Annotated in this window: 13 protein-coding genes and 1 pseudogene; 8 read left to right on the forward strand and 6 right to left on the reverse strand. The window is 72.4% G+C overall.

The genetic code is table 11. The features are described 5' to 3' along the window. Positions 1-116: 116 nt before the first annotated feature. Positions 117-1,559 carry an adenylosuccinate lyase gene (gene purB / locus OG788_RS09125; protein WP_356748639.1) on the forward strand — a complete coding sequence of 481 codons (1,443 nt, stop codon included), beginning with the start codon at positions 117-119 and terminating at the stop codon, positions 1,557-1,559. 44 nt (positions 1,560-1,603) lie between these two features. Further along, positions 1,604-2,104: a G/U mismatch-specific DNA glycosylase gene (gene mug / locus OG788_RS09130; protein ID WP_406370024.1), complete on the forward strand. Its 501-nt coding sequence runs from the start codon at positions 1,604-1,606 to the stop codon at positions 2,102-2,104. Between the two features lies 1 nt (position 2,105). Here the strand turns inward: mug and OG788_RS09135 are convergent, their stop codons facing one another. The 3 genes from OG788_RS09135 to OG788_RS09145 are packed head-to-tail and all read right to left on the reverse strand — an operon-like array spanning position 2,106 to position 4,265. After that, positions 2,106-2,549, reverse strand: a complete 444-nt coding sequence (locus tag OG788_RS09135) for a hypothetical protein (protein ID WP_406370026.1) — start codon at positions 2,547-2,549, stop codon at positions 2,106-2,108. A gap of 58 nt (positions 2,550-2,607) precedes the next feature. Then, positions 2,608-3,333 (reverse strand): ABC transporter permease subunit, encoded by a 726-nt coding sequence (locus tag OG788_RS09140; protein ID WP_406370027.1) that lies wholly within the window; start codon positions 3,331-3,333, stop codon positions 2,608-2,610. A gap of 2 nt (positions 3,334-3,335) precedes the next feature. Beyond that, on the reverse strand, positions 3,336-4,265 hold the full coding sequence (locus OG788_RS09145) for an ATP-binding cassette domain-containing protein (RefSeq protein WP_406370029.1): 930 nt from the start codon (positions 4,263-4,265) through the stop codon (positions 3,336-3,338). A gap of 108 nt (positions 4,266-4,373) precedes the next feature. On the opposite strand from OG788_RS09145, the gene OG788_RS09150 reads away from it, so the two are divergent. From OG788_RS09150 to OG788_RS09160, 3 genes are all read left to right on the forward strand, one after another. Further along, entirely contained in the window at positions 4,374-5,537 is a 1,164-nt protein-coding gene (locus tag OG788_RS09150; RefSeq protein WP_406370031.1) for a sensor histidine kinase, read from the forward strand. 14 nt (positions 5,538-5,551) lie between these two features. Then, on the forward strand, positions 5,552-6,214 hold the full coding sequence (locus OG788_RS09155; protein ID WP_406370033.1) for a response regulator: 663 nt from the start codon (positions 5,552-5,554) through the stop codon (positions 6,212-6,214). Positions 6,215-6,335: 121 nt separating this feature from the next. Further along, on the forward strand, positions 6,336-7,493 hold the full coding sequence (locus OG788_RS09160) for an ROK family transcriptional regulator (RefSeq protein WP_406370035.1): 1,158 nt from the start codon (positions 6,336-6,338) through the stop codon (positions 7,491-7,493). 244 nt (positions 7,494-7,737) lie between these two features. Here OG788_RS09160 and OG788_RS09165 read toward each other — a convergent pair whose 3' ends face one another. Both OG788_RS09165 and OG788_RS09170 read right to left on the reverse strand, forming a co-directional pair. Beyond that, positions 7,738-8,499, reverse strand: a complete 762-nt coding sequence (locus tag OG788_RS09165; RefSeq protein ID WP_406370036.1) for a GntR family transcriptional regulator — start codon at positions 8,497-8,499, stop codon at positions 7,738-7,740. A 281-nt stretch (positions 8,500-8,780) separates the two neighbouring features. Next, positions 8,781-9,665, reverse strand: a complete 885-nt coding sequence (locus OG788_RS09170) for an RNA polymerase sigma-70 factor (RefSeq protein WP_406370038.1) — start codon at positions 9,663-9,665, stop codon at positions 8,781-8,783. A 111-nt stretch (positions 9,666-9,776) separates the two neighbouring features. Here OG788_RS09170 and OG788_RS09175 point away from each other — a divergent pair, with 111 nt between their 5' ends. Both OG788_RS09175 and OG788_RS09180 read left to right on the forward strand, forming a co-directional pair. Further along, positions 9,777-10,430 carry an NADPH-dependent F420 reductase gene (locus OG788_RS09175; protein WP_406370039.1) on the forward strand — a complete coding sequence of 218 codons (654 nt, stop codon included), beginning with the start codon at positions 9,777-9,779 and terminating at the stop codon, positions 10,428-10,430. Positions 10,431-10,618: 188 nt separating this feature from the next. After that, positions 10,619-11,449 (forward strand): alpha/beta fold hydrolase, encoded by an 831-nt coding sequence (locus tag OG788_RS09180; RefSeq protein ID WP_351534912.1) that lies wholly within the window; start codon positions 10,619-10,621, stop codon positions 11,447-11,449. Between the two features lie 156 nt (positions 11,450-11,605). Here the strand turns inward: OG788_RS09180 and OG788_RS09185 are convergent. Then, positions 11,606-12,499, reverse strand: a pseudogene (locus tag OG788_RS09185) (DMT family transporter); the annotation flags it as partial. Here OG788_RS09185 and OG788_RS09190 point away from each other — a divergent pair. Further along, the gene (locus OG788_RS09190; protein WP_406370041.1) at positions 12,490-13,953 is read left to right on the forward strand and encodes a PLP-dependent aminotransferase family protein; all 1,464 of its coding nucleotides are present in this window, start codon (positions 12,490-12,492) and stop codon (positions 13,951-13,953) included. The pseudogene OG788_RS09185 and the gene OG788_RS09190 sit on opposite strands and share 10 nt — an antisense overlap. Positions 13,954-14,045 lie beyond the last annotated feature (92 nt).

The following is a 14,045-nucleotide window of genomic DNA, read 5'->3' on the forward strand; positions in this document are numbered from 1 at the left end:
GCACCTCTCACGCACACCCCGGTCCGCCGGGGGGTGCCGCTCCGCCCCGACCTGCGCATTCGGGACGCGGCGGACGTAACAGGCCCCGTGCCGGACAGCCGGTAAACTCCACACACGTGACTGCCGCGCCTGCAAAGCCCCGTATCCCCAACGTCCTCGCCGGACGCTACGCCTCCGCCGAGCTCGCCACGCTCTGGTCCCCCGAGCAGAAGGTGAAACTGGAGCGTCAGCTCTGGATCGCCGTGCTGCGTGCCCAGAAAGACCTCGGGATCGAGGTGCCGGACGCGGCCATCGCCGACTACGAGCGCGTCCTCGACCAGGTGGACCTCGCCTCCATCGCCGAGCGCGAGAAGGTCACCCGGCACGACGTGAAGGCGCGGATCGAGGAGTTCAACGACCTCGCCGGGCACGAGCACGTGCACAAGGGCATGACGTCCCGCGACCTCACCGAGAACGTCGAGCAGCTGCAGATCCGGCTCTCGCTGGAACTGATGCGCGACCGTACGGTGGCGGTCCTCGCCCGGCTGGGCAAGCTCGCCGGCGAGTACGCCGAGCTGGTCATGGCCGGCCGCTCGCACAACGTCGCCGCACAGGCCACCACGCTGGGCAAGCGCTTCGCGACCGCCGCCGACGAGCTGCTCGTCGCGTACGGCCGTCTCGAGGAGCTGCTCGGCCGCTACCCGTTGCGCGGTATCAAGGGCCCGGTCGGCACGGCGCAGGACATGCTCGACCTGCTGGGCGGGGACGCGGCCAAGCTCGCGGACCTGGAGCAGCGGATCGCCGGGCACCTCGGCTTCTCGCAGGCCTTCACCTCCGTCGGCCAGGTCTACCCGCGCTCCCTGGACTACGACGTCGTGACCGCCCTGGTGCAGCTGGCGGCCGCCCCGTCCTCGACGGCCAAGACGATCCGGCTGATGGCCGGGCACGAGCTGGTCACCGAGGGCTTCAAGCCCGGCCAGGTCGGCTCGTCCGCGATGCCGCACAAGATGAACACCCGCTCCTGCGAGCGCGTCAACGGTCTGATGGTCATCCTGCGCGGCTACGCGTCGATGACCGGCGAGCTGGCCGGCGACCAGTGGAACGAGGGCGACGTGTCGTGCTCGGTCGTGCGCCGCGTCGCGCTGCCGGACGCGTTCTTCGCACTGGACGGTCTGCTGGAGACCTTCCTGACCGTCCTCGACGAGTTCGGCGCCTTCCCGGCCGTCGTCGCCCGCGAGCTGGACCGCTACCTGCCGTTCCTCGCGACGACCAAGGTCCTGATGGGCGCGGTGCGCGCCGGCGTCGGCCGCGAGGTGGCCCACGAGGCGATCAAGGAGAACGCGGTCGCCTCCGCCCTCGCCATGCGTGAGCAGGGCGCCGAGCGCAACGAGCTCCTCGACAAGCTCGCCGCGGACGAGCGGATCCCGCTGGACCGCGCGCAGCTCGACGAGCTGATGGCCGACAAGCTGTCCTTCACGGGCGCGGCCGCCGACCAGGTGGCCGTCGTCGTCGGTCGCGTCGAGGAGATCCTCAAGCAGCACCCGGAGGCCGCCGCCTACACGCCCGGAGCGATCCTCTGACACGGCTCACCCCCGCGGACCTGGAGGCCGCCCGCGACCGGCTCGTGCCGGATGTCGTCGCGGACGGCCTCTCGGTGCTCTTCTGCGGCATCAACCCGGGCCTGATGACGGCGGCCACCGGCCATCACTTCGCCCGGCCCGGCAATCGGTTCTGGCCGGTACTCCACCTGTCCGGGTTCACCCCCCGGCTCATGAAGCCGTCCGAGCAGGACGAGTTGCTCTCCTTCGGACTCGGGATCACCAACGTGGTGGCCCGGGCGACCGCGCGGGCCGACGAGCTGAGCGCCGAGGAGTACCGCGAGGGCGGACGGCTGCTCGCCGAGAAGGTCGAGCGGCTGCGCCCGAGGTGGCTGGCGGTGGTGGGGGTGACCGCTTACCGGGCGGCCTTCGACGACCGCAAGGCCCGCGTCGGCCCTCAGGAGCGGACGGTCGGGTCGAGCCGGGTGTGGGTGCTGCCCAACCCGAGCGGGCTCAACGCGCACTGGACGGCGGCGACGATGGCCGAGGAGTTCGGCCGCCTGCGGACGGCGGCGCAGACTCCCTGAGTCACGGCGGGTCGACCTCCGTGACCACGGCCAGCAGCTGGAACGGCAGTTCGCTGTCCCACTGCGAGATACCGAGGGCGACCCAGCGGTCCTGCCCCTCCGGCTTCCAGAGGTGCACGTCGGGCACGTGCGAACTCAGGAGCCCCCAGGGCTCCGGTATCTCCTCGCCGTCAGTCGCCCGCTCGAAGGCGCTCGACAGACTCAGGAGGTCCGGACGACCCCAGCGTCCGGTGAGCAGCTCCGAGAGACCCTCCCGGTCGGCCTCGTACTGCTCTTCGGTCTCCTCACGTGCCGCGCCGTCGGCTTCCCAGAAGTCCCCACTCGTCGCTAACTCGGCTATGTGGTAACCGGGTCCGGCGAAGCCGACATCCGACCGGCCGGGCTCCGGGGGAAACTCCTCGGAGCACAGCCGGTCGATCGTGGCGAGCTGCTGCGCGATGGTCATGCCGTCCAGTAAAGCCGCCACCACTGACAATTGGTGAGGCGTCAGGAGGCCGTTGAGGTCATGCGTCCCGGCGCCGGACGCTCCACGCGCCCGCACCGAGTGCCGCGACGGTCCACACCGCGGTCACGGCGAGCCCGCTCCAGGGGCCCAGGGCACCGTCCGACGTCTCGTGCAGAGCCGTCTGCCCGGCCTTGTCCGGCAGGAAGTCGGCGATGCTCCCCGACGCTCCCCCGACGACGAAGGACACGATCAGGAGGAAGGGGATCAGGATGCTCAGCGTGGCGACCCCGCTCCGCAGGACGGCTGCCAGGCCCGCCGCGAACAGGGCCATCAGGGTCAGGTAGATCGCGCAGCCGACCACTCCCCGGAGTTCCTCCGCCCAGGTCAGCCCGTTCGCCCGGGAACCGAGCACGGACGTCCCGACGACCAGACTGGCCACTCCCGTGACCAGGCCGACGACCAGGACCGGTCCGCCGATCGCCACCGTCTTCGCCAGGAACCAGCGGCCCCGGTCGGGAACCGCCGACAGCGAGACACGCAAGGCACCGCCCTGGTACTCGGCCGAGACCGCCTGCGCCCCGAAGGTGATGGCCGCGATCTGGCCGAAACTGACACCGAAGAAGGTCGAGAAGAGCGGGTCGAACTCCTGGCCGTCGGAGTCGTCGAGCCCGGCGAGTGCCGAGAACGCCACCGTGGCCGCGAGGACGGCGAACAGGCCCCACAGGAGCGAGCGCAGGGTTCGGATCTTGATCCATTCCGCGCGGAGTACGGGTGCGAAGGACACGGTCAGACCTCCTGAGGCTGGGTCGGGGCGGCGGCGAACTCGGTCTCGTTGGCTGTCAGATCCAGATAGGCCTGCTCCAACGTGCCTTCCTCCGCGGCGAGTTCGAGAATCGGCAGAGCGGCGGCCGAGGTGAGGCGCCCGATGTCCTCCAGCCGCGCGTCGAGGGCGGTCCAGCGGCCGTCCTCGCCCTCGACGGCCTCGATGCCGTGCTCCGCGAACAGGACCGCCAACGCGCCGCTGTCCGTGCTGCGCACCCGGACCCGAGGCTGCACACGTGCGTGGATGAACTCGCGCATGGGCATGTCGGCGAGAAGACGGCCGCGGCCCAGGACGACGAGCTGGTCGGCGAAGGACGCGGTCTCGTTCATGAGGTGGCTGGAGACGAGGACGGTGCGCCCCTCACGGGCCAGCCTGCGCAGCAGTTCCCGGATCCAGATGATCCCTTCCGGATCGAGCCCGTTCGACGGTTCGTCGAGGAGCACCACGGGCGGGTCGCCGAGGAGCGCCGCCGCGATGCCCAGACGCTGACGCATGCCCAGGGAGTACGTCTTCACCCGGCGCCCCGCCACCGAGGCGAGCCCCGCCTCCTCCAGTACCTCGTCCACCCGGCGTTCGGGGATGCGGTTGGTGGCGGCGAGCGCCCGCAGATGGTCCCGGGCGGTCCGCGATCCGTGCGCCGCCCCTGCGTCGAGCAGGGCGCCCACCTTCCGGAGCGGTTCGTCGAGGGTGGCGTAGGCACGGCCCCCGACGGTGGCGGTGCCGGACGTGGGCCGGTCCAGGCCCAGCACGAGCCGCATGGTGGTGGACTTTCCGGCGCCGTTCGGGCCGAGGAATCCGGTGACGCGGCCCGGGAGAACGCTGAAGGTCAGGCGGTCCACGGCGCGCTTGCTGCCGTACTCCTTGGTCAGGTCTTGGACGTCGATGCTGGTCATGGCCCCAGCGTGGCCGTCGTCGGCCGGCCCTCACCTCCCCCGCGGGTGGAGATCCTCTCCCCCGCCCGGGGGAGGTCCGTTGTCAGTGCCGGCTGGCACGATGACGCAATGGCCCGGTTTCTGCGCCCGCTGTTGTGGGGGACGACGTACACGCGTTTGCTGCACCTGTGGGTGCCGATGCTGTTCACCAGCGTGTGGCTGTTCGTCGACCTGACGAAGCCGTGGATGCCCGCGTTGCTGGTGATTCCGCTGGGGCTGATCCCCGCCGTGCGGCGGGGCGAGGGGGTGCAGGCGCGGTTCATGCTGTCCCCGGACGAGCGAAGAGGCGAGGACCAGGTGTTCTCGGTCGCTCCTTCGATCACCTGGCGGGACCGGTGGCGGACCGTGCTCTGGCTGGAGGCGCGCATCCTGCTGGGATGGGTGGCCTGTGGCGTCACCGTCTGGATGCCCCTGTTCGCCGTCGACCTCGGCAGGGCGGCCACCGGGTACCGGCCGACAGACGACCCCGTGGTGATGCTCCTCGACCCGCACTGGAGCTGCGCGCTGCTCATCCCGCTGCCCCTGCTCGTGCTGTACGGCGTGGTGGTCGGCCTCGGCGAGCTGACCACGGCGCTCGCTCGGCGGCTCCTCGGCCCCTCCCCGACCGAGCGGCTCGCCGCACTGGAGGAGCGCACCGAGCAGCTTCTGGAGCGCAACCGCATCGCCCGTGAGCTCCACGACTCCATCGGCCACGCGCTGACGGTCGCCGTGGTGCAGGCCGGCGCCGCACGGGCGGCGGGCGACCCGGCTTTCACCGACCGCGCCCTGGTCGCCATCGAGGAGACCGGTCGGGCCGCCCTGGAGGACCTGGAGCGGGTGCTGGGCGTGCTCCGCGAGGCACAGCGTCCCGTGAGCGGCCGCCCTACGCTGACCGACGCCGACCGGCTGCTGGAGTCGGCGCGCACGTCGGGAGCCAAGGTGGACGCCGAGGTGGCGGGGCCGCTCGAGACCGTGCCCGGTCCGGTGTCCAGAGAGGGGTACCGCATCCTCCAGGAGTCGCTCACCAATGTGCTGCGGCACGCCGGGAGCGTCCCGGTGCGGGTCCGTATCGAGGTCAAGGACGGCGCACTCGCCCTGGAAGTCCGCAATCCGCTGCCGGCCGGCATATCGGGGCCCGGGCGGGGCAGCGGCCTGCGCGGCATACGGGAGCGGGCCGCGCTGCTCGGCGGCAGCGCCCGGACGGGTCCGCACGAGGGCGACTGGCAGGTGCATGCAGAGCTGCCGTTGCGCTGATCTAGGCTGGCCGGATGCCGGTCACCGTTCTGCTCGTCGACGACGAACCTCTCGTACGCGCGGGGCTGCGCGCCGTTCTGGAGGCGCAGCCCGACATCGAGGTCGTCGGTGAGGCGGCCGACGGCGCCGCGGTGATCCCGCTGGTCCGGCAGCTGCGGCCGGACGTCGTCGCCATGGATGTCCGGATGCCCCTGATGGACGGCATCGAGGCCACACGCGCGGTGCTGCGCACCGTCACCGATCCGCCCAAGATCCTCGTGGTCACGACGTTCGAGAACGACGAATACGTCTACGAGGCGCTGCGCGCGGGTGCCGACGGATTCCTCCTCAAGCGGGCGCGGCCGGCCGAGATCGTGCACGCGGTGCGGCTGGTCGCCGAGGGTGAGTCCCTGCTGTTCCCCGCCTCCGTACGGCAGTTGGCGGCCGAGTACGGGGACAACGGCGGGAATCCGGCGGCGCGGGCGGCCATGGAGCGGGCCGCGCTGACCGAGCGCGAGGCGGACGTGCTGCGGCTGATGGCCCGGGGGATGTCGAACGCCGAGATCGCCGCACGGCTGGTGGTCGGGACGGAGACGGTCAAGTCGCACGTCAGCGCCGTACTGGCGAAGCTGGGGGCCCGGGACCGTACTCAGGCGGTCATCGCGGCCTACGAGTCGGGGTTCGTGGCGCCGGGCTGACGGCGCCCGGGGGACGGGCCCGGCGACACCCCGTGAGAGGCAAAGGGTCCCCGGCCCTCGCCGGTGTCCCCCGCGCCGAGTACGATCCGGCCAACACGCGTACGAGCTGGGAGGACGGACGTTGGGGCAGTTGACCGGCGGGGATCCCTCTCTGCTGCGACGGATCAATTCCGCGGTGGTGCTGCACGCCTTGCGTGCGACGGACTGCGCGACCCTCACCGAGATCACCCGGGTGACCGGATTGTCACGGCCGACGGTCGAGGGCGTCGTCGAGGGGCTGATCGAGAACGGGCTCGTCGTCGAGAAGGCGGCCGAGGAGGGCGCCACGCGGCGCCAGGGGCGTCCGGCGCGCAGGTTCCGGTTCCGGGCCGAGGCGGGGCATCTGCTGGGCCTGGAGATCGGCCCGCACCGTGTCGCGGCGCTTCTCGCCGACCTGGACGGGCGCGTGATGGGCGCGATGGCCAAGGACGTGGACGAGACGGCATCCGCCGACGAGCGGCTGGAACGGCTGCGGGTGGCGGTCGCCGAACTGCTGCGCAGGGCCGGTGTCGCCCGCAGCTCCCTGCGGGCGGTGGGGGTGGGAAGCCCCGGCATCGTGGAGGCGGACGGCACGGTGCGCCTGGGCACGGCGCTGCCGGAGTGGACGGGTCTGCCCCTGGGCGAGCGGCTGAGCCGTTCCTTCAAGTGCCCGGTGCTCGTGGAGAACGACGCCAACGCGGCGGCGGTCGCCGAGCACTGGAAGGGTGCGGCGACCGAGTCCGACGACGTCGTGTTCGTCCTGGCGGGCCTGAGTCCGGGCGCGGGCTCGCTGATCGGCGGGCGGCTGCACCGGGGGTACGGAGGGGCGGCCGGTGAGATCGGCGCGCTCCATCTGCTGGGCCGTGACGTCACCCCCGAGACACTGCTGTCGACCACGGGCGAACCGTTGCACCCGCTCGACGAGCAGGCGGTCGCCAAGGTGTTCGCGCTGGCCAAGGGCGGTGACCAGCGGGCGCGTGCGGCGGTCGACCGTTTCATCCAGCGGCTGGTGCACGACGTGGCGGCCCTGGTCCTCGCCCTGGACCCGGAGCTGGTCGTCATCGGCGGCTGGGCGGCCGGTCTGGACGGCGTACTGGAGCCGCTGCGGCGGGAGTTGGCGCGCTACTGCCTGCGTCCGCCCAAGGTGGCCCTCTCCCTGCTGGGCGAAGCGGCGGTGGCGACCGGGGCGCTGCGACTGGCCCTCGACCATGTGGAGGAGCAGCTGTTCGCGGTGGAGGGAACCGTGACGGCGCGCCGCTGAGGCTGCGGCGGCACGGCCCTGGCGGGCATGGCCGCTGCCAGCGCCGCTCCCCGCAACGGTGATCTTGAGTAGCGGGTTCCCGCTCCGTGGCGGCACGACTGTGCCGACGCGGCCATGGCCGGCCACACGGCAAGGGCGACACGGCCATGGCGGAAAGCGGCGCGCCCCGGAGTGTCTCCGGGGCGCGGCGGCGGTTGTGATCCGGGGGCGGCTCGAAGAGCGCGGCGGGTCCGGGCGGGACTGCTCAGGAAGCGCGACGCTCGGGGTCGTGGTGGATCTCCACACCGCCGGAGTCGCCGAACGTGAGCCGGCAGGTGTCCGCGCGGTACGTGGCCACCGAGACCGCGGCGGTGCGCCCCTCGGTGAAGAAGCGGGTCGTGACGACGAGAACGGGCGCTCCGGGAAGGCGGTCGAGCTCCTTGGCGTCGTCCGCGCGGGCCGAGCCGAGCTCGACGGCGCTGTCCTGGCCCTCCAGCTCCAGCCGCTGAAGCTCCCGCAGCACAGCACGCGCGCGTGCGGCACCCGAGGGGGCGTCGATCGCCGACAGGTCCGGCACCGAGGACGCCGGGACGTAGAGGAGTTCGGCGGCGACGGGCTGACCGTGCGTCACCCGGGAACGCCGCACCACGTGCACCTGCTCGCCGGCGGCTGTTTTCAGGACGGCGGCCACGGACGCGGGCGGCGCCCCCAGGGTGCAGTCCGCGGCGTGCCAGGCGTCGCCGACCGCCCCGGGCCACACCTGCTGTTCGGTTCCCACGGCCACACCCACGCGCGGCGGGGCGACGGTGGTGCCCACGCCGCGACGGCGCTGCAGGCGGCCTTCCAGTTCGAGCTGTTCGAGCGCCTGGCGCAGGGTGGCCCGGGCGACACCGAAACGGGCCGCCAGATCACGTTCGTTGGGCAGGATCTCGCCCACGGTGAACTCGGAGTCCAGTGCCTCACTGAGCACGGTCTTGAGATGCCAGTACTTAGGTTCCGGCACCGATTCCAACTGCGTGGTCCCCACCCTGTCCTCCGCAATCGCCGTGGCCCGGCGGCGTTTTAACGCCCTTGTTTATTAAAGGTTCCTGCACTATCCCTGCGACCATAGGGCCGCCCCCACCCTTGGTCAAGACCAATCCTCGATCCCTTGCGGTTTGCACAGGTGCCCGGCCGCGGAGCGTTCACGGGGTGTTCTCGCTGGGCGATGTTCGCGTCACAACGCCGAAAGCCCCCGTCTGCGAGACGAGGGCTTTCGCGGTGTCCCGTGACTCCGGCGGAGCCCTTCGGGAGGAGAGTCGTGCGGGGCTAGTCGGCGGAAAGGGCCACCAGCTTCTCCGGGTTGCGCACGATGTAGACGCACTGGATGCGGCCGTCCGCGACGTCCAGCTGGATGACGCTGTCCGGCTTGCCCTCGGACAGCGCGAGCACCGCGAAACCGCCGTTGACCTCGAGGAAGCGCAACGACAGGCCTGGTACGCCCTTCCTGGTGACGCCGATGACGAAGCGGCCGACCTTGTCGGCGGAGTCGAGGACCCGCAGGGGCGCCTGGGCCAGACCTCCGCTGTCGCCGATCAGGCGCGCGTCCGGCGCCAGCAGGGACATGAGTCCCTCCAGATCGCCCTCGCCCGCCGCGGCGAGGAACCGCTCGGTCAGGTCACGGCGTTCGGCCGGGTCGACCTCGTAGCGCGGCCGCCGTTCCTCGACGTGCTTGCGCGCCCGTCCGGCGAGCTGACGCACCGCCGGTTCGCCCCGGTCGAGGACGGCGGCGATGTCCGCGTACGGATAGCCGAACGCCTCCCTCAGGACGAACACCGCGCGCTCCAGCGGTGACAGGGACTCCAGGACGACGAGGACGGCGAGGGAGACGGAGTCGGCGAGGACCGCTCGTTCGGCGCTGTCCGGGACGCTGTCGCCGAAGTCGGTGACGTAAGGCTCCGGGAGCCATGGCCCGACGTACGCCTCATGGCGCGACTGGACCTGGCGGAGCCGGTCGATGGCGAGCCGGGTGGCGACGCGGACCAGATAGCCGCGCGGTTCCCGCACGTCCGACCGGTCGTCGGCCGACCAGCGCAGCCACGCCTCCTGGACGATGTCCTCCGCGTCGGCCACCCGGCCGAGCATGCGGTACGCCACGCCCATCAGTACGGGGCGATGTTCTTCGAAGACGTCGGTCGCGGTGTCGGTGGCCACCGCACCATCCCACCCGACACATTCCTCCGTGTCCAGGCGAAACCGCCGCCCCCGGAGCACAATGACCGCGGGCCGCCGGTGGCCCACGCGGTCGACACGGGAGGAACGACGATGCGGTACGCGGTTCTGGGCACGGGCGACGTCGGGCGCACACTGGCCGGGAAGCTGGTCGAGCTGGGTCACGAGGTGACGCTGGGTTCGCGCACGAAGGACAACGCGGCGGCCGTCGAGTGGGCCGACAGCTCGGGTCCGGGCGCGTCGCACGGCACGTTCGCGGAGGCCGCGGCCTTCGGCGAGGTGATCGTGAACGCCGTGGGCGGGCGGGTGGCGCTCACGGTGCTGAGGGCGGCCGGCGAGGAACACCTGGACGGCAAGGTGCTGCTCGACGTCTCCAACCCGATGGAGTTCGAGGAGGGCGAGCTGCGGCTCTCTCCCGTCGAGTCGGACAGTGTGGGCGAGCAGATCCAGCGCGCGTTCCCACGGGCGCGCGTGGTCAAGAGCCTCAACACCGTCAACTGCCTTGTGATGGTCGACCCCGCCAGGGTGCCGGGCGAGCACCAGATCTTCGTCTCCGGTGACGACGCGAGTGCCAAGGAGCAGGTGACGGCACTGCTGGGCGAGTTCGGCTGGCCCGCGCACCGCGTTCTCGACCTCGGGGGCATCCGGACGGCACGGGCCGTGGAGATGTATCTGCCCCTGTGGCTGGGCCTGTTCCAGGGCGTCGGGCACCCGGACTTCAACGTGGAGGTGCGCAGGGCGCGCTAGCGCCGGACGCGAGGAGCGCGCCGGTGCGCGACCCGTAGGACAGCGGCGGGGACACGGGCAGTCGGCTCCTGGCTGCCCGGCCCCACGGCGTAGGGTTCATGGCGGCCTGGGGCTACCCGTCGGTAGCAATTGCTGACAAGCTGTCTACAAGATGGTTCGTCACGGCGTCCCAGACGAGGAGCAGTCCCATGTCCGACACGGTCTCCGTCAGTCTTCCTTCCTCGCGCGGCCCGAGGGCGGTCACCCTCTCCTACGCGCGCGTGGGCGCCGGGGAACCGCTGCTCCTGCTGCACGGGATCGGCCACCATCGGCAGGCCTGGGACCCGGTCATTCCCATCCTCGCGGCCGAACGCGACGTCATCGCCGTCGACCTCCCCGGTTTCGGCGCGTCCCCGGCGCTGCCCGAGGGGCTCACCCACGACCTGGCGACCGTGGTACCCGTGCTCGGCGCGCTGTGCGAGGCGCTGGAGATCGAGCGGCCCCACGTCGCCGGCAACTCGCTGGGCGGGCTGCTGGCCCTGGAACTGGGCCGCGAGAAGCTCGTACGGTCCGTCACAGCGCTGTCGCCCGCCGGTTTCTGGTCACCGGTGGAACGGCGCTACGCCTTCGGGGTGCTGCTCGCCATGCGACAGGCCGCCCGGCGCATGCCGCTGCCGGTCATCGAACGGCTCTCCCGCTCGGCGGCCGGGCGGACGGTGCTGACCAGCACCATCTACGCCCGGCCCGGCCGCCGTTCACCGGACGCCGTCGTCGCCGAGACACTCGCGCTGGCCCACGCCGAGGGTTTCACCGAGACCCTCCGGGCGGGCACGACCGTCCAGTTCACGGACGACATCCCGACGCTTCCCGTCACCGTGGCCTGGGGCACCCGTGACCGGCTGCTGGTGCGCCGCCAGGGCGTCCGGGCCAAGCAGATCATTCCGCGGGCCCGGCTGGTGCGGCTGCCCGGCTGCGGCCACGTCCCGATGAACGACGACCCGGCGCTCGTGGCCCGCGTCATCCTCGACGGCAGCCGCTGAGCGGCGGCGCGCCGCCCCGGCCAAGCCCGTGCGGGCGCCGCGCCGCCCGCCGCCCTCGGCGGCGGCCTTCGAGCCCCGACCACCGTCACCCTCGGACACAGCCCGTGAGCCACGCCCGACGACGAGACCCAACGCGCCTGATCCGAGGGCGACTCCGGCACCCACGAGGGCACTTCCCGCGGCCTGGGGGACCCCGTAGGCGCCCGTGCCCACGAGCGGCGCGGTACAGGCGGCGGCCACGGGGATGAGGCCGGAGAAGAGGGTGGCGCGCTCCGCGCCGATGCGCTGCATGCCCATGTACCAGCAGACGAAGCCGACGACCGTGACGACCGCCGCCTGCCACAACAGTGCCGTCGCCTCGGTGGCGTCCGGCACGCGCAGCCACGCTCCACGGTCGGTGATCACCCCCGCCACCGCCGACTCGGCCGCGGCGATCCCGCACACGGTGGCCGACAGAAGCCGTGGCCCGAGGGGGCGCAGGACGGGCACGGCCAGCACGGCGAAGCCGACCTCCCCCGCCAGCGCGCCCACGGAGTACCCGATCCCGGTCCCGTCCGTGCGGCCCCACCCCTGAACGGCGAAGGCGCCCAGGGCGACGAGCGACGCCCCGTACAGGACGCGGCGTTGTGGCCGACGGCCTTCCTGGAGAGGGACGAGAACCGCCACGAGGACCGGGGCGCAGCCCACGAAGACGCCCGGGACCGCCGGTTCGGCCGTGCGCTCTGCGGCGATCACCGCGAGGTTGAAGCCGACCATCCCGACGGCCGCGAGCAGGGCGAGGCGCCCCCACTGGCGGGCCGCGAGCCGCCGCAGCGGGGCGGCACCGCCCCGGCCGACCAGGGGCAGCAGAAGGACACAGGCGAGGCCGTAGCGCAGGAACTGACCTCCCGCGTACGGATAGTGGCCGAGGACGCTGTTGGCGGTGAAGGAACCTCCGACGAGGACACAGGCGAGGGCGGCGAGCAGGGCGCCCCGAATGGTGGTGGCGTTCATGACCGTGACGCTATGAAGGGACGTGGTCCGGTTTAAGGTCCACTTCCATGAAGTCATCGGGGACCAATCGCGACGGGCCGCCTCACCACGCTCTCCCCGGCGCGGCACCCTGGTCGGCCGCCTGGGAGCTGCTCCTGCCGGCCGCGGCCGCTCCGGCACGCGCGCGTGGCCGCACACTGCAGGCCGCGCTGCGCGAGGCGGTCCGTTCCGGGCGGCTCGCACCCGGCACCCGGCTGCCGTCCAGCCGTGAGCTGGCCGGTGATCTCGGCGTGTCGCGGGGACTGGTCACGGAGGCGTACGAGCAGTTGACGGCGGAGGGGTATCTGCGCAGCGACCGCGGTGCCGGTACCTGGGTCGGCGGCGCGGTCCGTGCGGTGGGTCCACGCGCGCGTGACCACGCGCCGCGGCCGGCCGGGGTGCGGGCCGATTTCGTCGCGGGAACCCCCGACCTGTCCCTCTTCCCGCGCGCCGCGTGGGCCGCGGCGCACCGCGGAGTGCTGGCCGAACTGCCCCACCAGGCACTGGGCTACCCGGATCCACGGGGCCTGCCGAGGCTGCGGACCGCCCTGGCGGAACTGCTCGTTCGCCGCCGGGGCGTGGTCGCGGACCCGGAACGCGTCATCGTGGTCTCCGGGGTCGCGCAGGCGATGACGCTGCTCGGATTCGTGCTCCACGCGCGCGGGGCGACCGGCGTGGGTGTCGAGAATCCGGGCAGTCCGGAACACGTTTCCCTGTTCGCCTCGGCCGGCGTCGGCACCGTACCGCTGCCCCTGGACGGCGAAGGCCTCGCCATCGCTCCGCTCAGGGCCTCCGGCGTACGCGCCGTGGTGACGACGCCCGCCCACCAGTTCCCCACGGGCATCGCGTACTCGGCGCGGCGACGAACGGAACTCCTCGACTGGGCCCGATCCGTGGACGGGCTGGTCGTCGAGGACGACTACGACGGCGATTTCCGCTACGACCGTGCCCCGGTGGGCGCCCTGCAGGGGCTCGACCCCGAGCATGTCGCGTACACGGGCTCGGTCAGCAAATCGCTCGCCCCGGGGCTGCGGCTCGGCTGGCTGCTCGTCCCCGCGGCCCATGTCGAGGAGGTCGTCGAGCGCAAACGCACCATGGACCTCGGCAACCCCGTCCTCGACCAGGCGCTCCTGGCCCGCTTCGTGGAGCGGGGCGACTACGACCGGCAGTTGCGCCGCTGCCAGCGTGCCTACCGGGAGCGGCGTGATTCCTTGGTGGCGGCCCTGGAGGAGCACTTTCCCGGCGCGGAGGTGTCCGGGATCGCGGCGGGCCTGCACGTCGTCGTCACCTTGCCGGCCCGGTACGGCCCGCAGGACCGGTTCCGGGAACGGGCCGCGGCGGCCGGAGCGGTGGTCCGGCTCACGGCACACTACGGAGAGACGGCCGTGGACGGCGTACGACTGGTGCTGGGGTACGCGCATCTGTCGCCCGCGCGGATACGCGACGGTGTACGGCTGATGGCGGACGCTGTGCGGGGCGAGGGGGGTCGATGAGGGGCCCCGGCCTACCTGAGGGGGCCCAATGACGGCTTCTCAGGCCCGGCGCCGGGCACCGGGCGACATCGAGCCGGCAGGAGTGCCCCGTG

The sequence above is a fragment of the Streptomyces sp. NBC_00647 genome (genome assembly GCF_045207245.1).
GTDB lineage: Bacteria > Actinomycetota > Actinomycetes > Streptomycetales > Streptomycetaceae > Streptomyces.